The sequence below is a fragment of the Flavobacterium sp. 140616W15 genome (assembly GCF_003668995.1).
Taxonomy (GTDB): Bacteria; Bacteroidota; Bacteroidia; order Flavobacteriales; family Flavobacteriaceae; genus Flavobacterium.
Genome location: NZ_CP033068.1, coordinates 1,902,227 through 1,920,156, shown reverse-complemented (window position 1 = coordinate 1,920,156; position 17,930 = coordinate 1,902,227). Strand labels below are relative to the sequence as shown.

Genomic DNA, 17,930 nt, shown 5'->3' with positions numbered 1-17,930 from the left:
AAAGTTAAAAAATAAGCTTACTATGGAAAATTCAAGACTCAAATCCTTTATACCACTTTTTTATCTTGTTTGGTCAGATGACCTTTTAACACAAAAAGAGTTCGTTACCTTGCAAGAATTCATTCGTTCGCAAAATTGGCTTTCCAAAGAAGAACAGGAAGAGTTACTTTCAAAAATTGATATTTCAACACCTCCATCTAGAGAACAGCTTACAAAATGGAAGATAGATATCGAGAAAAGTATTCAGGATAAACAGTCTGTTAAATCTATATTTGATATAGTTTTAGCTCTTTCAGGAGATGATAAAAGTCTAAAAGAATTAGAACCTGTTTTTACAAAACTAGAAAATGATCTTGGTGTATTTGGTGAAGAAGCTATAGGAGCTTTTAAAAAAACAGCGACTTCATTTACTTCAAATTATAAAACCGAGAGTAGTTTTGATACCAAAATACTTACTGAGATTTTGGATGGAGAACAAGCTTCAATTATAAAAAGAGTAAAAACGGTGATAAGCAAACCTGAATTTGCTTATGAAACTTCTACAGATACTACTGTTTATCGTGCAAAAGTATATGAATGGTGTAAAATCCTTGCTAAGGAAAACCTTGGTAATATGGCCTATCCGAAGCAATATGGTGGAGGAGAAAATATAGCCGATTATTTTGCCATTATGGAAACGCTAAGTTACCATGATCTAAGTTTGGTAATCAAGTTTGGTGTACAATTCGGACTTTGGGGAATGAGTGTGCAATCGTTGGGTACAGAAAAACATTATAGCAAATACCTAAAAGATATAGGTTCGCTTAAGCTACCAGGATGTTTTGCTATGACCGAAACGCATCATGGATCGAATGTTAAGGGACTTGAAACTACTGCAACTTACAATCACAATAACCAGACATTTACCATTCATACACCAAACGCAACTGCACAAAAGGAATATATTGGTAATGCGGCAGTACACGGGCAGATGGCAACTGTGTTTGCAAAATTGTTCATTAATGATGTTGATTATGGAGTAAACGCATTTATTGTGCCTTTAAGAGATACAGCTGGCAATACTATAAATGGTGTTACTATTGGAGATTGTGGGCATAAAATGGGGTTAAACGGAGTAGATAACGGAACAATTAGCTTTGACAATGTGGTTATCCCAAAAGAGAATATGTTAGATAGATTTGCTTCTGTCAACGAAAAAGGGGAATTCGAAAGCCCAATACCAAGTGATAACCGACGATTTTTTACCATGCTTGGAACATTGGTTGGAGGACGAATAGGGATTCCGCGCTCCGCATTGGCTGCAGCTAAATCAGGACTGGCAATCACGATTAGATATAGCGATCAACGCAGACAATTTGGACCTGAAGGTGGTTCAGAAGTTCCTATTTTAAATTATCGTATGCACCAACGCAGATTGATTCCACAGCTGGCAAAAACGTATGCAGTTCATTTTGCTTTGCAATATCTTACCAATCGTTTCCTGAATAAGAAAGAATCAGAAATGCAGGAAATCGAAGCACTTGCTGCAGGAATGAAATCCTATTCAACATGGAGTACGAGAGATATTTTACAAGAATGCCGTGAAGCCTGTGGGGGCAAAGGATATTTGTCTGAAAATAGAATCGATGCGTTAAAAAATGACACCGAAATTTATACCACTTTTGAAGGGGATAATACTGTATTAATGCAATTGGTAGCTAAAAATCGTTTATCCGAATTTAGAAAATCGTTTGGAGAAATGGGAACAATGGGAATTATTAATTATGTTTATGAAAATGCAAAAACAGTTATTTCTGAGAAAAACCCAATTGCAACTCGTAAAACAGACGATGTGCATTTGCTTGATAATGAGTTTCATTTATTAGCATTTCAGCACCGAGAAAAAACAACATTGGCATCAGCGGCTAAGCGTATAAAAAACTTATTGATAGCGGATTGGAGCCTTACGATGCATTTAATGTGGTGCAACACCAAATGATTGATGTGGCTCAAGCCTATTTGGAACGAATCGTTTTAGAACAGATTCAACTTGCAATAGAGTCAGTTAAAGATGTAAACGTTAAAGAGATTTTATCAAAATTATGTCACTTGTATGCTCTTGCTCAAATAGAAAAAAATAAAGGATGGTATCTTGAAGATGGATATATGGAAGCTGTTAAAACAAAGGCGATTCGTAAAATGGTTAATCAGCTTTGCTGGGATATCAGACCCGATGCAGTTTCGTTGGTCAATGCATTTGATATTCCCGAAAGTTGCCTCGCAGCACCAATATTGAGGTAGTCATTAATTGTTGATTTTGTTTGTGAATGTTGACATGAAGATTAAACAATTTTTAGCTCACCTTGTTATCTAATGTAACTCCACAAAGCAAAAGTTTTAAAAAATAAACCATTAAGAGATTAAGAATAAGAACTTAAATTTCTTAATCTCTTAATGGTTAAAAAAAGATAATGTTTCAAAACACTTAAGCTGTTTCTTTTAGCTTTTTAATGATTTCCATATAACGATTCTCAAAAATAGTTTGCTCAACAGGAACAACTACAGCCTGAAATAATTGCATTAAATCATCGGCGTGATTTGCTACTTTTTTAGTTTGAAAACTATAATGAATAAACTTAATCCATAGTACAGCTTTTAGTTCCGTTTCATCTTCATTCCACATTTTCATCTCTACCAATAGCACATTATCAGTATATTGAATTAATTGAGAATCTATTAGAACAGTTTCCATGGTAGATGCTGGTCTCATATAGCTTATTTGGTTTGAAGCAACAACCCAACTTAAGGCTGATGTTTTCATAAGTTTAAATATATCCAAACCATAATGCTCTGCAATTTGATCTTCACGAGTGTTAATGAAGTATTCCAAATATTTTGCATTGTTTAAATGATTGAATGGGTCACAATCCTGAAATCTGATTTTTCTTTTTGTTTTTAATACTTTTTCCATTGTTCGTTAAATTACACTGCATACCAATTGGTATTTAGTGAGTTAAATTTTTTTTACTTTTTTATAGTTTCTATTATCATGTTATCAATGCAATCCATTGCATTGGTTATGTAGGTTTCGTCATTGTGAGTGAAAGCTAGAAGTGAGCTACCTTCAATTAGTGATAAAATTATCTGGGCGTATTTATTTACATCAATGTCTGATTTTATTTCATTAAACTCAATCCCTTTTTTCAGTATATCTATTAGACCATTAATAAATTTTTGAGAAAGTTTTTCAGCGGCTTCAAACAGTAACGGATTAACAAATTTTGTATCCACACCAACCCTAAGCATCGGACAACCGCCTCTGTCTTTAACCAGATTATAATAACTGCGTTGGTAATTTGTTATTGTGTGGAGTTTGTTTATACTACCTTCCTTGGTAGCAATTAGTTTAAAGAGCGGTAGTATAGCTATGCTGATATTGAGTTGAAACGCTTTTAAAGCTAAATCTTCTTTATTCGAAAAATTACAATAAATAGCTCCTTTGGTAAGTCCAGTTGCATTTGTAATATCTGATAAACTCGTACCAATATAGCCTTGTTTATTAAAAATTGGGGCAACTTTATTTAATATAAATTCAGAAGTATTCATAGCTCTGTTCGATTTTTGAATAAATTACAGCACAAATATAATAAATAAATACCAATCGGTATGTGGAAGAAATGTTTTATTTTAAATCGAGATTTCAAAGTTTTAAATATCCTTTTTTAGAATCACATTTTAGCAATTAACATCCCTAATGTTTGTATTGATTGTCTTAATTCATTGCTCCATGGTAACCCAAAACTTAAGCGCATGCAATTAGAAAACTGATCTTGAAATGAAAATATACGGCCTGGGGCTATGCTAATATTATGTTTCATTGCGAGATGATAAAAAACGGCTGTATCTATTTTTTTATCCAATTCAAGCCAAAGAAAAAATCCTCCTTGGGGCTGACTCACCTTGGTTCCTGCAGGAAAAGATTCCAGTATGGTATTGATATAATTAATACTGTTGTGATGCAAAATTTGACGTATTTTTCGAAGGTGATTTTCGTATCTGCCATTTTTAAGGAAATCAGCAACTACTTCATGCGTTATAGTGGTAGAAGAAACAGTGTGATAAAGTTTGGTGTGTAAGATTTCTTTTTTAAATTTTCCAGGCGAAACCCAGCCCACACGATAACCAGGAGCTAGAGATTTAGATACTGAGTTACAACAAAGCACAATACCACTTTCGTCGTAGGTTTTGCAATTAGTTGGTCTGCTAGTTCCAAAATACATATCACCATAAATATCATCTTCAATAAGCGGTATATTGTAATGTTCCATTAACCGAACGACTTCTTTTTTGTGCTCCACAGGCATCATGCTTCCTGATGGGTTACTGAAATTACTTATTAATAAACAAAGAGTAATCTTCTTGGTTGCAAGTGCTTTTTTTAGCGCATCAAGCTCTATTCCTGTGGTCATGTTGGTAGGTAATTCCATTATATATAGCCCCAATGATTTTGCCAGTTGTAAAATCCCAAAATATACAGGGCTTTCTGTGATAATTGTGTCACCAGGTTTAGTCAATGTCATTAAACAATGAGATATAGCTCCTATACAACCAGATGTCGTAATTACATCGTCTTCGGTTAATGTACCTCCCCAAGTAAAAGACCATCTGGCAATTTCTTTTCTCAAATTTAGATTTCCTTGCACTTCATCGTAGCAAGTACCACTATTAGGAGACTGTCGCACTGCTTGTATCATTCCTTTGTTTAATTTGGTAATAGGAAGAAGCTCATTAGATGGGAAACCCAAAGAAAGCATAGTCACATTTTTATCCATCATACTGCCATAAACAAGATCAATTAAGTCTTCACGTTCAATATTGGCACTGCTAATTATAGGACTACTGGGTGAAGGCTCAGCTATCGTTCGTGATGAAATATTACTTACATAATAACCAGATTGTGGTCTGGATTCTATAAGTGAACGACTCTCCATCTCGTAATATGCTTTGCTTACTGTACTCATACTGTATCCAGTTTCGGCACATACTTCTCGTATTGAAGGAAGTTTATCTCCAACATTAAAAAGACCTGATTTTATTTGTTTTTCAATTCGGTCAGCAAATTGTAGATATAAGTAGTTGGAATTTTTCATTTTAAAAATGATAACTGTTACGCTGCAATTTAACAAAACTGTATCTGTATTGCTATTTTATTTTCTAGAAATTTGCAGTGTCACAAAAGGTAAACAAAAAAATCTCCATGAAGAACACAAAATATTACTTGGCAGCCATTACTGCGTATACAATCTGGGGTTTTTTTAGTTTGGTATTAAAACCAATACATTCCTATGCTTCGTTGGATATTTTGTTTTATCGTGTTTTTAGCTGTAGCATATTATTACTACTAATAACGTTTCTTTTTAAAAGAAAAAGATTTAAAGAAGCTGTTGTTGCATTTAAAGCTTTGTCTGTGGAAAAAAAACGTAGAACTATTTTATTGAACATTGGGGGAAGCGTTTTTTTAACTGCCAATTGGTTTACTTTTATATATGTGATGAATCATGTGAGTGTTAAAGCAACATCACTTGCTTATTTAGTTTGTCCGATCTTGACGACCTTATTGGCATATTTTATTCTGCATGAAAAACTGTCTAAAACGCAATGGATATCAGTAGGGTTGAGTATTACAGGCTGTTTGCTTTTGTCTTATGCTAATATTATGGATATGTTTTTTAGTATAATTATAGGTTTAACTTATGCTTGTTATTTGGTTAGCCAAAGAGTTAATGTTGGTTTTGATAAATTTATAGTGCTTACTTTTCATATAACTTTATCGGCATTATTTTTATTGCCGTTTTTCCCTGCTTATAGCGGACCTGTTCCTACAGAATTTAAATTCTATTTCTGTATCGAAATAATTGCACTTGGTTTTACTATTTTCCCATTGTTACTGAATCTATTTGCTCTTACAGGGCTTAATTCATCTACAGTTGGGATGTTACTGAACATTAATCCAATGATAGCTTTTGGGTTAGCAACTTTTGTATATCATGAACAAAGTGGACCATTACAGATTTTATCATACAGTATTATTTTTATCTCAGTACTTGTTTTTAATTCGCATCATCTTTTTAAAAACAAACAGAAGGCAATTCAAGTAACGAAATGTAGTTGATTTATAAAACGATCAATTTCATTTTAGATAGTAATTTGTCGACACTCCAATTGTAAAAAGGAATTGTAGCCAACAGTAAAGAAGCAGCACTTGCAGTAAATACAGAATAATTAAATGGCGCTCTGTATCCTGCAAAAATAAGCATGCTTAAAGCAAATGATAATGTTAATATAAAACTTCCATAAGCGGAAAATTTAGTTTTAAAACCTATAATTAATAATACACCAAATAGTATCTCTGCTAATGTTGCAATTATGCCCATGACATTAGCCATAGTATGGTTGAGGTAAGGCATTAAGGAATTTGTATAATCAACAAAATTGGTCCAATTTCCCCATCCTACGTTGGGTTCTCCTGCTTCCCCCAGCATACCAAATCTGTCCATTACAGGTAATATAAAACCAATTCCTAAAGCCAATCTTAGGAATATTTGTGCCAACTGTTGTGTGTTTTTCATTTGTTTTATTTTTCGATAATCATTGTGATTCCTTGTCCTCCGGCCGCGCAAATTGATATAAAGCCTCTTCCAGAACCTTTTTCGTTGAGTAATTTTGCCATAACACCAATTATCCTTCCGCCAGTAGCTGCAAAAGGATGTGCTGCTGCCAGACTGCTTCCTTTTACGTTAAGTTTGTTTCTGTCGATTGCTCCAAGACTTTTCTTTAACCCCAATTCTTTACTGAGATCAGGACTTTCCCAAATTTTTAGTGTGGCTAAAACCTGAGCGGCAAAGGCTTCGTGAATTTCGTAATAGTCAAAATCTTGTAGTGTTAGCCCTGCTTTATCAAGCATCCTGCTTGCTGCAAACAGGGGAGCTAATAGAAGATTCTGTTGATTTTTTACATATTCGATAGCGGCAACTTCTGCAAAAGTAATGTAAGCAAGAATAGGAAGGTTATTTTCTTTTGCCCATTGCTCACTGGCCAAAAGAATGCAAGAGGCGCCATCGGTAAGGGGAGTAGAGTTTCCCGCTGTGAGCGTACCATTGATTTTATCAAATGCAGGAGGAAGCTTTGCCAGTTTTTCGAGTGTACTATCTCTCCTTAAATTATTGTCTTTATCAAGACCTTGAAAAGGGGTGGTCATATCATTAAAGAAACCTTCATCATATGCTTTTGCCATATTTAAATGACTTTGTAGGGCTAAATTATCTTGATCTTCTCGGGATATTTTGTAATATTTGGCTGTAATTTCAGTATGACCTCCCATAGAAAGTCCAGTTTGAGATTCTTCATTTTGAGGAACTAGTGGTGTAAAATCTTTAGGACGTAGTTTAAAAAACTGTTTTATTTTACCTCCCAAGGTTTTTTCTTTTCTTGCATTGAGTATTATTTTCCTTAGATTTTCACTTACTGCAATTGGTATGTCACTAATAGAGTCAACTCCTCCGGCAATTCCAGACTCGATTTGTCCGAGAGCAATTTTATTAGCAATATATATTGCACTCTCTATTCCTGTGTCACAGGCTTGTTGTAAGTCGCAAGCAGGAGTAGCTGGATCTAATGAAGTTTTCATGACACATTCTCTTATAAGATTGCTATCGTAAGTATGTTTTATCACAGCACCTCCTGCAACTTCACCGAGTAGTTTTCCTTGCAGTTTATGTTTTTCTATGAGTCCGTTAAGAGTAGCAACCATCATATCTTGATTTCCTACTTTTGCGTATGCGGTATTTGCTCTCGCAAAAGGAATTCTGTTGTATCCTACTATTGCTACTTTTCTTATTTTATCACTATCACTCATATCAGAATTTTATTTGCATGAAAAGATTACTATTAAAGTTTCACTTTAGAATAATAAATTTAATGATTTAGATTTAAATGTATTGAGTTATCTATAAAAAAAATAAGCCTTGCGTTTTATATTTAAAACAGAAGGCTTATTTATATCTAAATTATTGGAGTGCTAGTTAGATGCAATTTCCATCGGGAGTACAAGACTGACCATCGATTATATCCAATTTTGTAACTGGATTATCTTTTCTCCATTCTCCAAATGACTTTTCTAATGTTTGCAAAAATGTTTCAGGAGCTTGTGCGCCGTTAATTGCATATTTACGATTAAAGATAAAAAACGGAACTCCATTTATACCAAGATCTTGAGCTTCCTGGATATCACTTTTTACTTTATCAGCATATTGGTCATCAGTCAAAGATTGTTTTACATCTTCAGCTGTTAATCCGATATCTTTTCCTAATTCTTCTAAAATTTGTGAATCTCCAAAGTTTTTTCCTTCAGTAAAATAAGCATAAAATAAACGTTCTTCAGCTTGATCTCCAAGTCCTTTTGTTTTTGCTAATTGTATCATTCGATGCGCATTGAATGAATTAGCGATAACTGCATTATCAAAGTTATATTCTAATCCTGCATTTTTTGCAGTTTGAACAACTCCTTGATGCATTCTCACTGAATCTTCGTAGCTAAAGCCTTTTCTGTTAGCTAGGTATTGGTAAACTTTTTCTTTTTGGTCGAATTGTTCTGGAATGTTTGGGTCAAGTTGAAAACTTTTCCAAACAATTTCTATGTCTTTATTGTCAGCAAATTTGTTAAGTGCGGTTTCATAATTTCGTTTTCCAATGTAGCAAAATGGGCACATAATATCGCTCCAAACTTCTACTTTCATTTTAGGTGTTCCTATTATTTCCATGGTGTTTTATTTTAATATTTTTGTTACGTTTAACCTAAGGATGCAGTTCCGATAGCTATCGGGATACGCAAAGTATGCAAAGTTTTTAAGCTGTAGGTTAAAAAAGTTTTACCATAAAGGTATTAAGTTTCATTAAGGATAAAGCCTAGTTTTCTTTATTTTGAATGGTTAAATTTAACCGCAAAGGGCGCAAGGGTTTACGCAAAGTATGCAAAGTTTTTAAGCTGTAGGTTAAAAAAGTTTTACCATAAAGGCATTAAGTTTCATTAAGGATTAAGCTTAATCTTTCTTTATTTCTTAATGGTGAAAAATCATTTAATTTATGGTTAAATAAGATTTTTATACTCAATTTCTTAGAACCTTAGTCTCTCAGTATCTCAAAAAAGATAAAAGCTGATTACTTAAATGGGTGAAAGTAATCAGCTTTCTTAAGAAACGTGTACAGGTTTCTATATTTATTCAATAACCAATTGGCCTAAAGCTTCTTTAGTAAAACCTTTTAGATCTTCGGTTTTTCCATGTTTTATTTTGGCAACCCAATTTGGATCTGAAAGCAAAGGTCTTCCAACTGCTACAAGATCAAAATCACCTCTATCCATGCGTCTAGTTAATTCGTCTAGAGATGTTGGTTGAGAGCTTTCGCCTGCAAATGCACCAAAGAAATCACTTGAAAGTCCAACTGAACCTACTGTAATTGTTGGTATTCCTGTTATTTTTTTTGCCCATCCAGCAAAGTTTAAATCACTACCTTCAAATTCTGGTTCCCAGAAACGACGTTGTGAACAATGTAAAATATCTACACCAGCATCTACTAAAGGAGCAAGCCAAGCTTCCATTTCTAGAGCATTTTTAGCTAATTTATACGTGTAATCAGCTGGTTTAAATTGTGAAAGTCTGATGATTATTGCAAAATCTTCTCCTACTTGTTTTCTTACTTCTTTGATAACTTCTACAGCAAAACGAGTACGTTCTGCAAGTGTTTTACCTCCGTAAGCATCGGTTCTGTGATTTGTTGCATCCCAGAAAAACTGGTCGATAAGATAATCGTGTGCTCCGTGTATTTCAACACAGTCAAAACCTAATCTTTTGGCATCGGCAGCTGCTTGTCCATATGCAAGGATAGTATCTTCGATATCTTTTGTGGTCATCGTATTACCATTGCTAAAACCTGGTCGGTTTAATCCTGATGGTCCTTCAAATGGTACAGGTGGTACCCATCCTGAATGATGATTATCCATGATACCCATATGCCAAATTTGTGGCCCCATTTTTCCATCAGCGGCATGAACACCATCGATTACTTTTTTCCATCCAGCTAATGCTTCATCCCCATAAAAGTGAGGCACGTTGGCATCATTTGATGATGAAGGTCTGTTTATAACAGTCCCTTCCGATAAAATTAAGCCAACTTCACCTTCGGCTCTTTTTTGATAATATTTTGCTACTTCGTCAGTAGGAATTCCGTTAGGAGAAAATGAACGCGTCATAGGCGCCATTACAATTCTATTTTTAATATCTAACGTCTTTAATTTAAAAGGCGTAAATAAACTATCTGTACTCATATTAATTCTTTTTATAAATTCGATTCAATTATTTTGCTTAGTTCTACAAATGCTTTTTCATTGCGTCTGTAATAGGTCCATTGTCCGACACGAGTTGATTCTATGAATCCTGCACGTTGAAGAATGGATAAATATTCAGAAACAGTCGATTGTGTAAGTCCTGATTTGGCTTGTATTTCTCCCACGCATACACCATGCTCAAAGCCACAAGATTGTTGCTTCGGAAAGTTAATTTCGGGTTCTTTTAGCCATTCCAACATAAGTAGTCGGGACTTGTTTGATAATGCTTTAAATATTTCGATATGTTCCATAGTGCAAATATATCGACTTTTTCCGATATGTCAATATTAGAAAAAGTATTTAGGAAAATTTTATGATAGGGAATAGTGTGAAAACTTGTTGTAAGTCAGTGTTATATGGGGTATTTAAAGCCTTTTTGAAGTTTTAATGGGTTTTAAATCTTGTAGATTTGAATTGTATTGTCATAATTATTTTAAGATTTTATTGGTATCAAAAACCTCTTAAGGAAAACAACGCGAAATTTGTTGCCTTGTTTTTTGTAGATATAATTAGACCTGCGAGGTTTAAAAAAGGCCTTGCAGGATAGGGGAGCTTTATTGAAAAGAAATAAATACAAATTTGCACCAATCAATTAGTATGAATTCGTGCAATTGGTGTTTACTTATATCACTTATGTGGTTAAAATTATTTTTGGAGTTCTAATTCTTCAATGATTTGTTTTTTCATTGTAGTATGGATGTAATCTTTGGCTTCGGCATAAGAGATTTGATACTTACGTTGAATATCTTGCAGATGTACAGGAAATGTTACTAGTAATTTATCATAATATAAATCCAATTGTTTTTCATCAGGCATTTCAAATTTCAATCGTATCTGAAATCTTCTCAATAATGCAGTGTCTATGATATTATAATGGTTTGTTGCACATATCAATAGACTATCATCTGGAAAATAATCAATTAACTGAATGATTGTGTTTACAAGCCTGCGCATTTCGCCAACATCCTTATCGTCACTTTCTCGACTTTTTCCTATTTGGTCAAATTCATCTAAGAATAAAACAGCTTTTTCGCGAATGGCCTTATCAAATATTGCCTTTACATTTCTGGAAGTTTCTCCAATTCGGGCATTAATTAATGTGCTTAGATTTATTATTACGATATTTTTATTCAAAGCAGTTGCAATCGCTTTTGCTGTGGTTGTTTTTCCGCAACCTGTATGCCCGTATAAAAATATTTTATTATCTACTTTAAGGTTGTATTTTCTTAGTTCATCAATATATTGATGTTCTTTTATGGTTTGTGACAAAGCTACTTTGTTTTCTTCGCTAAAAAGCAAGTCATTTAAAGCTACTTTTTCGGTATCGTTTACGGTAAGTTCGTATAGATTCATCTGATTTTATTTGATGCAAAATTATGGTTTATTCTGCAATATTCTCATTCCAGATTTCTTTTCCTAAAAAGCGGTTGCCAAAAATCGATGTGCCTATTCGTACTATATTAGAACCTTCGGCTATAGCTAGTTCCAGATCTTGTGACATTCCCATAGAAAGTAGTAATTTAGTCTGATTTTCTATTCCTTCAGCATAAATAGTATCTCTTATTTCTCGTAATAATCGGAGTGAAGGCTGCATTTTTTCTTTTTGTACATCTAGCAACCCAATTGTCATTAAACCTTTAATTTTCAGTCTGTCGTATTTTTTAATTTCTTTGATAAACGGAATGACATCATTTGGGGCAAGTCCGAATTTACTTTCCTCATACGAAGTATTTACTTGTACAAATACATCTATGTTTTTTCCTTGCTTTTGTAATTGCTTGTCTAATTCGTGAGCTAAACTAAGCCTGTCTAAAGACTGAATACAAGTTGCATATTTTAGGACATCTTTTATTTTATTGGTTTGCAGATGGCCTATAAAATGACGTTCGATATGCAATTCTTTTAATACGGAATCTTTATCTCGTAATTCCTGCATTTTATTTTCGCCTATCAGAGTTTCACCTGCTTCTATTGCTATGCGTATGTTGTCAGCAGGAACAGTTTTGGTAGCCAATAGCAATTGCACATCCGATTTGTTCCTGCCTGATAATATACAAGCATTCTCAATGCGGTCATGAATCTGTTTTAAATTTGAAATTATCGTGTCTTTCATAATTATGCAAAGGTAAGTAGGTGTGGATCATGATAGTAATCCAGTTTCAAGTTTTGCTTATGGTCCAGTTTTTTTTAAGGTTCTAAGTGACAAAGGTTCTGAGGTGCTAAGAAATTTAGACTTGAAGTTTTATTTAACTGCGAGTTAAATAATTTTTTACCATTAAGAAATAAAGAAAAATTAAGTTTAGTCCTTGTTTTTTACCACAGATTAAAAAGATTAGAAAGATTTTTTTCACCATTAAGAGATTAAGAAAGTTACGTTTTATCCTTAATGAAACTTAATGCCTTAATGGTGAAAACTTTTTAGCCATAGCTTTAAACTTTGTGCCCTTTACAGTTAATTTTTAAGCATAAATAAAAAAATAATTAATAAAAGAGCGTTCATTCACTTATTGTTTTATATTTGCTAAAAATTTGTAATAATGAGAGTAAGAGATATAGACAAAGAGAAGTTAGTTGTTACTAATGCGATTGAGTTAATTGTTCAGGATGGCTTTCAGGGCTTTAGTATGAATAAGTTAGCAAAAGCGTGCAAAATCTCTGTAGCGACACTCTATATTTATTACAAAGATAAAGATGATTTGATTAAAAAAATTGGGGCAGAAATTGCGATAGAATTCTTTACATCCACCATAGAGAATTTTTCGCCTGATATGAGTTTTGAGGAAGGTTTATGGATTCAATGGCAGAATCGTGCGGCTTTTACATTTAAGCATCCTAAGAAAGTAGCTTTTTTTGAAGTGATAAAGCAATCTCCACATGCTGAGGATATATTAAATTCTACTACCAAATTTTCTGATTTTAGAATAATCATGAAACAATTTATCACTAATGCATTGCAAAATAAAGAAATAGTTGAGATGCAATTTGAAGTTTTTTGGAGCATTGCCTACGGCCCTTTATATACGTTACTTAATTTTCATAATGAAGGGAAAAGCATGGGAGGAAAGCCATTTAAACTTACTCAAGAAATGATGAAAGAAGCCTTTCAGGCCTCAATAAGAGCATTAAAACCATAAAATAACACTATGGAAACAGATTTAGATAAAATCTATATTTTTAAAACAAACATAGAACAACTATGTACTGATTGTGAAGTGACTAAAACGCTAAATAATCATGTAAATATTCTGCAATGGAGCATCGATACTGAAGATGTAGATTGCGTATTACGCATTGTTTCGGAATCCCTTACTGCCGAAACGATAATCAATATTATAAATGGTCTTGGACATGAATGCCAAGAATTAAATTAATAAAAAATACAATCATCAAAATGGAAAAAACAAAATTAGAAATCCCCCCATTTTCTTCTTATCAAAAATACATTATTGTCTTATTGGCACTTTTACAATTTACGGTAATCTTAGATTTTATGGTTATCTCTCCTCTAGGGGATATACTGATGAAAAAACTAGATATGACTACTGCAAATTTTGGGTTGACTGTTTCTGCTTATGCATTCAGTGCAGGTATATCAGGATTGCTTGCAGCGGGTTTTGCAGATAAATTTGACCGAAAAAAATTGCTGATTTTCTTTTATACAGGTTTTATTATCGGTACTGTATGTTGTGCCTTGGCAACGAATTATGCTTTGTTACTTGCAGCCAGAATTGTAACTGGTCTTTTTGGCGGTGTTATTGGTTCGGTATCATTGGCTATTGTAACCGATTTATTTGTGATTCATCAGCGAGGCCGTGTGATGGGATTCATACAAATGGCATTTGCATCAAGTCAGATTTTGGGGATTCCGTTAGGGATTTATTTTGCAAATCATTGGGGCTGGCATTCGTCTTTTTTAATGATTGCTGGATTAGGAATTCTTATCCTTGTTACAATTGTAATCAAGATGAAACCTGTAGTGAAACACCTCGAGTTACAATCGGATAAAAGCCCTTTTTTACATTTATGGCATACTTTAAGTAATAAAGACTATCAAGTTGGTTTTATGGCTATTGCGTTCTTATCTATAGGTGGTTTTATGTTACAGCCTTTCGGTAGTGCTTTTCTAGTAAATAATATAAAAATAAGCCAATTAGATTTGCCAATGGTGTTTTTCTATACCGGACTTTCGGTACTTTTCATCATGCCTATTATTGGAAAATTAAGCGATAAGGTTAACAAGTTTTGGTTGTTTACTGCGGGATCTTTATTGACGATTGTTATCATCATAATTTATACTAATCTTGGTCCTGTTCCTCTATGGCAGATTGTTGGTCTTACTATGATTATGTTTATGGGAATTATGAGCCGTATGGTTCCTGCAACGACTCTTAATACGGGTATCCCTGAAATGAAAGATCGTGGTGCTTATATGTCGATTACTTCTTCGATGCAACAAATCGCTGGTGGTATTGCTGCTGTTTGTGCAGGATTAATTGTTCATCAGGAAACCAAAACTTCTCCATTAGAAAATTATGATATCCTGGGATATGTAATTTCAGTTGTTTCTCTTTTTTCTATATTTTTTATTTGGAGAGTGAATCAACTTGTTAAATCGAAAGAAAAGGCTGGGGCAGTGAAAAGTTAAGGGTGAGATGTGGAATGTGGAATGTGGAATGTGAAATGTAGGATGTGAAATGTAGGATGTGAGATGTGAAATGAAAACTGAATACTTATTTTTGCATACTGGTTTTTTATTGAGAGTAAATACTCAAATGATTATTATTGGTGTTAGTGAACACTGATTACTGTGACTAAACTAATCTGGGATATAGTATAAAAAAGAAAAGGCTCTTATGAAAATTTCATAAGAGGCTTTTTTGTAGTGGTTTAATAACTTGCACTTTTTTCATAAAAATGTCGCATATTACTTTCAATGACGATTTTAGCAACTGTAAGCATATTTGTAAATTCTACTAGTTGCGTTGTGATTTTTTGTTTTTCATACAATAATGAGACTGTTTTCATTTTCATCAACTCTATTTTATCTAATAGTTTTCGGAAATCGGTATCTTTATTTGTATAATAAATTGTCATTAACGATTGCAATTCAGACTTCAATCGAATAAAACTATCAGAATGGATATTAATTAGAGGTTCATTAAAATCTGACATGATCTTTTTTGATGAAAAAGAAACTCCATCGATAGTTTTTTCGATTTGATTTGAAGCCTGATGTGCAAAGACCAAAGCTTCTAATAATGAGTTTGAAGCCAATCTATTTTTGCCATGTAATCCTGTTCTAGAACATTCTCCTATGGCGTACAGGTTTTTTATATTCGTTTCTGAATTTTCGTTAACATTTATACCACCACATTGATAATGGGCAACTGGAACAATAGGAATTAAATCTGTTTTTGGATTTAGTCCAATTATATTGCAATAATCTGTAATAGATGGAAAGTGGTTATAAAACTCTTCATAATTCAAATGACGGCAATCTAAATAAACATGTTGTTTCTCTGAAGTTTCCATTTCTTCGCTTATAGCTTGCGAAACAATATCTCTAGTTGCTAATTCTCCGCGGGTATCATGTTTGAATATAAAACGTTTTTCGTCTTCATTAACGATATGTGCTCCAAAACCCCTTACTGCTTCTGAAATTAAAAAGAATGGATTTTTGTCTCCTTCGTATAATGCTGTAGGATGAAATTGTATGTATTGTATATCTTTTATTAAAGCTCCTGCTCTTGATGCTATTGCGATACCATCTCCTGTTGCAATTTCTGGATTTGTAGTGTTTTTAAATAGTTGCCCGCATCCTCCTGTGCTCAATACAATCGTTTTAGCTTGAATGTATTTTATTTTATTATTTATTTTATCACAATAAAAAGCTCCTGTACATGAAGGGTTTCCTTTGTTTTTTTTGGTATTTATATCAATAACCAAATGATTTTCTAATAGTGTAATATTAGATAGTTGGTTTATAGTATGTATTAGTTTTTTTTCGATTTCAGCCCCAGATATATCTTTGTGATGTAAGATTCGATGTTGCGAATGACCTCCTTCTAAGCCTAAATTCCAAATTCCTGATTTATCTTTATCAAAAGAAACGCCAATATCGATAAGCTCTTTTAATCGCTCTGGTGCTTGGTTAATTACCATTCTTACGATTTCTTCATCACAAAGTCCTCCACCTGATTGTATGGTATCCTGAATGTGCTGTTCAAAACTATCCTCGATATGATCTGTAACAACTGCAATACCTCCTTGTGCCATTTGGGTGTTGGAGTTTTGCGCTTTTTCTTTTGTCATTATTACAATTGATAAATCAGGGCGTTTTTTTGCCGTTTTTATTGCAAAAAATAAACCTGCTATTCCTGAACCAATTATAAGTATATCTGCTTTCTTCATTTTGATTAATTTAGATATTTATGATAAATTGAGCATTCTGTTTATAGGCTTTATGGCTTCTATTCTTAATTCTTCATTAATGCTAATTTCTGGACTTTCATTTTTTAGGCATAAATATAGTTTCTCTAAAGTATTGACTTTCATAAATGCACATTCGCTGCAAGCACAAGTATTATCCTCGTGTGATGGGGCTGGTATAATTATTTTTTGTGGCGCATCTTTTGCAAGCTGATGTAGGATTCCTGCTTCGGTTGCTACAATAAATGTTGTAGCAGAATCATTTTTGATAAAATTGAGCATTCCGGATGTTGATCCAATATAATGTGCAGTTTCTAATATATGCCTTTCTGATTCTGGATGTGCAACAATTTTTGCATCTGGATTAGTATTATATATTTCGATTAGTTTGTCTAATGAAAAAGCTTCATGAACGATGCATGAACCATCCCAAAGTAATAAATCGCGGTTTGTTTCTTTTTTTAAGTACATCCCTAAGTTTTTATCTGGGGCAAAAATTATTTCTTGTTCTTTAGGAATCGCCTCTATGATTTTTTTTGCATTTGAAGAAGTGCATACCCAATCACTCATCGCTTTTATTTCTGCGGAAGAATTGATATAAGTTACTACAACATGTTTTGGGAACAATTCTTTTAGTTTCTTAAAATTATGTGGGGAACAGCCATCTGCAAGGGAGCATCCAGCGTTGAGATCTGGCAAGAGCACTTTTTTATTTGGATTGAGAATTTTGGCTGTTTCTGCCATGAAATATACTCCTGCAAAAACGATTATAGCCGCATCAGTATTAGCTGCCTTTTTTGATAATTCAAGACTATCACCTACAAAATCGGCTATATCTTGTATGTCTTTTTCTTGGTAATAATGAGCAAGGATAATTGCATTTTTTTCTTGCTTTAATCGGTTTATTTCAGAAATTAAGAATGGTTTATCCATGTATTTATTTTTATCGATACTATTAAATCAGATAGGAAGAATATCTAAATTATATTTTTACTTTTTTAGAAACGGAACTTTGAAATAAATAACTTCCAAACCGAAAAACGCATTATATGAATTGTTTTTGCTTTTTATGGGGGCTATT

The 17,930-nt window shown here is 33.3% G+C and carries 18 protein-coding genes; 6 read left to right on the top strand and 12 right to left on the bottom strand.

The window, feature by feature from the left end; all coding sequences use genetic code 11:
* Positions 1-22 precede the first annotated feature (22 nt).
* Both EAG11_RS08110 and EAG11_RS22160 read left to right on the top strand, forming a co-directional pair.
* Positions 23-1,978: an acyl-CoA dehydrogenase family protein gene (locus tag EAG11_RS08110; RefSeq protein ID WP_242499299.1), complete on the top strand. Its 1,956-nt coding sequence runs from the start codon at positions 23-25 to the stop codon at positions 1,976-1,978.
* On the top strand, positions 1,936-2,280 hold the full coding sequence (locus tag EAG11_RS22160) for an acyl-CoA dehydrogenase (protein WP_242499298.1): 345 nt from the start codon (positions 1,936-1,938) through the stop codon (positions 2,278-2,280). Before EAG11_RS08110 ends, EAG11_RS22160 begins: the two co-directional genes overlap by 43 nt.
* A 184-nt stretch (positions 2,281-2,464) precedes the next feature.
* On the opposite strand, the gene EAG11_RS08105 is transcribed toward EAG11_RS22160, so the two are convergent.
* The 3 genes from EAG11_RS08105 to EAG11_RS08095 form a co-directional block, all read right to left on the bottom strand.
* The gene (locus tag EAG11_RS08105; RefSeq protein ID WP_129538740.1) at positions 2,465-2,950 is read right to left on the bottom strand and encodes a thioesterase family protein; all 486 of its coding nucleotides are present in this window, start codon (positions 2,948-2,950) and stop codon (positions 2,465-2,467) included.
* A 53-nt stretch (positions 2,951-3,003) separates the two neighbouring features.
* Positions 3,004-3,585 carry a TetR/AcrR family transcriptional regulator gene (locus tag EAG11_RS08100; protein WP_129538739.1) on the bottom strand — a complete coding sequence of 194 codons (582 nt, stop codon included), beginning with the start codon at positions 3,583-3,585 and terminating at the stop codon, positions 3,004-3,006.
* Between the two features lie 122 nt (positions 3,586-3,707).
* Complete coding sequence (locus tag EAG11_RS08095; RefSeq protein WP_129538738.1) at positions 3,708-5,129, bottom strand: PLP-dependent aminotransferase family protein; 1,422 nt, start codon at positions 5,127-5,129, stop codon at positions 3,708-3,710.
* A 107-nt stretch (positions 5,130-5,236) separates the two neighbouring features.
* Between EAG11_RS08095 and EAG11_RS08090 the strand changes: the two genes are divergently transcribed.
* Complete coding sequence (locus EAG11_RS08090) at positions 5,237-6,151, top strand: EamA family transporter (protein WP_129538737.1); 915 nt, start codon at positions 5,237-5,239, stop codon at positions 6,149-6,151.
* A 1-nt stretch (position 6,152) separates the two neighbouring features.
* Here EAG11_RS08090 and EAG11_RS08085 read toward each other — a convergent pair whose 3' ends face one another.
* The 7 genes from EAG11_RS08085 to EAG11_RS08055 all read right to left on the bottom strand — a co-directional run bounded on the left by EAG11_RS08085 (position 6,153) and on the right by EAG11_RS08055 (position 12,533).
* A complete protein-coding gene (locus EAG11_RS08085) occupies positions 6,153-6,608 on the bottom strand; it encodes a DoxX family protein (protein ID WP_129538736.1) in 456 nt (151 codons plus the stop codon).
* A gap of 5 nt (positions 6,609-6,613) precedes the next feature.
* The gene (locus EAG11_RS08080) at positions 6,614-7,894 is read right to left on the bottom strand and encodes an acetyl-CoA C-acetyltransferase (protein ID WP_129538735.1); all 1,281 of its coding nucleotides are present in this window, start codon (positions 7,892-7,894) and stop codon (positions 6,614-6,616) included.
* A gap of 166 nt (positions 7,895-8,060) precedes the next feature.
* A complete protein-coding gene (locus EAG11_RS08075; RefSeq protein ID WP_242499297.1) occupies positions 8,061-8,798 on the bottom strand; it encodes a DsbA family oxidoreductase in 738 nt (245 codons plus the stop codon).
* A gap of 455 nt (positions 8,799-9,253) precedes the next feature.
* Entirely contained in the window at positions 9,254-10,360 is a 1,107-nt protein-coding gene (locus EAG11_RS08070; protein ID WP_129538734.1) for an NADH:flavin oxidoreductase, read from the bottom strand.
* 11 nt (positions 10,361-10,371) lie between these two features.
* Positions 10,372-10,671 carry a helix-turn-helix transcriptional regulator gene (locus tag EAG11_RS08065; RefSeq protein WP_129538733.1) on the bottom strand — a complete coding sequence of 100 codons (300 nt, stop codon included), beginning with the start codon at positions 10,669-10,671 and terminating at the stop codon, positions 10,372-10,374.
* Between the two features lie 394 nt (positions 10,672-11,065).
* Positions 11,066-11,773 (bottom strand): AAA family ATPase, encoded by a 708-nt coding sequence (locus EAG11_RS08060; RefSeq protein WP_129538732.1) that lies wholly within the window; start codon positions 11,771-11,773, stop codon positions 11,066-11,068.
* Between the two features lie 28 nt (positions 11,774-11,801).
* On the bottom strand, positions 11,802-12,533 hold the full coding sequence (locus EAG11_RS08055) for a YggS family pyridoxal phosphate-dependent enzyme (protein ID WP_129538731.1): 732 nt from the start codon (positions 12,531-12,533) through the stop codon (positions 11,802-11,804).
* Positions 12,534-12,957: 424 nt separating this feature from the next.
* Here EAG11_RS08055 and EAG11_RS08050 point away from each other — a divergent pair, with 424 nt between their 5' ends.
* The 3 genes from EAG11_RS08050 to EAG11_RS08040 are packed head-to-tail and all read left to right on the top strand — an operon-like array spanning position 12,958 to position 15,065.
* Complete coding sequence (locus EAG11_RS08050) at positions 12,958-13,554, top strand: TetR/AcrR family transcriptional regulator (RefSeq protein WP_129538730.1); 597 nt, start codon at positions 12,958-12,960, stop codon at positions 13,552-13,554.
* Positions 13,555-13,563: 9 nt separating this feature from the next.
* Positions 13,564-13,791, top strand: coding sequence for a hypothetical protein (locus tag EAG11_RS08045; RefSeq protein ID WP_129538729.1), 228 nt, complete (start codon positions 13,564-13,566; stop codon positions 13,789-13,791).
* 20 nt (positions 13,792-13,811) lie between these two features.
* Positions 13,812-15,065 (top strand): MFS transporter, encoded by a 1,254-nt coding sequence (locus tag EAG11_RS08040; protein ID WP_129538728.1) that lies wholly within the window; start codon positions 13,812-13,814, stop codon positions 15,063-15,065.
* 242 nt (positions 15,066-15,307) lie between these two features.
* Here EAG11_RS08040 and nadB read toward each other — a convergent pair whose 3' ends face one another.
* Complete coding sequence (nadB, locus tag EAG11_RS08035; RefSeq protein ID WP_129538727.1) at positions 15,308-16,831, bottom strand: L-aspartate oxidase; 1,524 nt, start codon at positions 16,829-16,831, stop codon at positions 15,308-15,310.
* Positions 16,832-16,849: 18 nt separating this feature from the next.
* Complete coding sequence (nadA, locus tag EAG11_RS08030; protein WP_129538726.1) at positions 16,850-17,782, bottom strand: quinolinate synthase NadA; 933 nt, start codon at positions 17,780-17,782, stop codon at positions 16,850-16,852.
* Positions 17,783-17,930 lie beyond the last annotated feature (148 nt).

What these genes read in the sequence shown, in the direction of transcription:
- EAG11_RS08070 (WP_129538734.1), bottom strand. Translation starts at nt 10,360, where the DNA reads ATGAGTACAGATAGTTTATTTACGCCTTTTAAATTAAAGACGTTAGAT.
- EAG11_RS08090 (WP_129538737.1), top strand. Translation starts at nt 5,237, where the DNA reads ATGAAGAACACAAAATATTACTTGGCAGCCATTACTGCGTATACAATC.
- EAG11_RS08055 (WP_129538731.1), bottom strand. Translation starts at nt 12,533, where the DNA reads ATGAAAGACACGATAATTTCAAATTTAAAACAGATTCATGACCGCATT.
- EAG11_RS08105 (WP_129538740.1), bottom strand. Translation starts at nt 2,950, where the DNA reads ATGGAAAAAGTATTAAAAACAAAAAGAAAAATCAGATTTCAGGATTGT.
- nadA (WP_129538726.1), bottom strand. Translation starts at nt 17,782, where the DNA reads ATGGATAAACCATTCTTAATTTCTGAAATAAACCGATTAAAGCAAGAA.
- EAG11_RS08095 (WP_129538738.1), bottom strand. Translation starts at nt 5,129, where the DNA reads ATGAAAAATTCCAACTACTTATATCTACAATTTGCTGACCGAATTGAA.
- EAG11_RS08075 (WP_242499297.1), bottom strand. Translation starts at nt 8,798, where the DNA reads ATGGAAATAATAGGAACACCTAAAATGAAAGTAGAAGTTTGGAGCGAT.
- EAG11_RS08085 (WP_129538736.1), bottom strand. Translation starts at nt 6,608, where the DNA reads ATGAAAAACACACAACAGTTGGCACAAATATTCCTAAGATTGGCTTTA.
- EAG11_RS08100 (WP_129538739.1), bottom strand. Translation starts at nt 3,585, where the DNA reads ATGAATACTTCTGAATTTATATTAAATAAAGTTGCCCCAATTTTTAAT.
- EAG11_RS08080 (WP_129538735.1), bottom strand. Translation starts at nt 7,894, where the DNA reads ATGAGTGATAGTGATAAAATAAGAAAAGTAGCAATAGTAGGATACAAC.
- EAG11_RS08065 (WP_129538733.1), bottom strand. Translation starts at nt 10,671, where the DNA reads ATGGAACATATCGAAATATTTAAAGCATTATCAAACAAGTCCCGACTA.
- nadB (WP_129538727.1), bottom strand. Translation starts at nt 16,831, where the DNA reads ATGAAGAAAGCAGATATACTTATAATTGGTTCAGGAATAGCAGGTTTA.
- EAG11_RS08050 (WP_129538730.1), top strand. Translation starts at nt 12,958, where the DNA reads ATGAGAGTAAGAGATATAGACAAAGAGAAGTTAGTTGTTACTAATGCG.
- EAG11_RS08060 (WP_129538732.1), bottom strand. Translation starts at nt 11,773, where the DNA reads ATGAATCTATACGAACTTACCGTAAACGATACCGAAAAAGTAGCTTTA.
- EAG11_RS08045 (WP_129538729.1), top strand. Translation starts at nt 13,564, where the DNA reads ATGGAAACAGATTTAGATAAAATCTATATTTTTAAAACAAACATAGAA.
- EAG11_RS08040 (WP_129538728.1), top strand. Translation starts at nt 13,812, where the DNA reads ATGGAAAAAACAAAATTAGAAATCCCCCCATTTTCTTCTTATCAAAAA.
- EAG11_RS08110 (WP_242499299.1), top strand. Translation starts at nt 23, where the DNA reads ATGGAAAATTCAAGACTCAAATCCTTTATACCACTTTTTTATCTTGTT.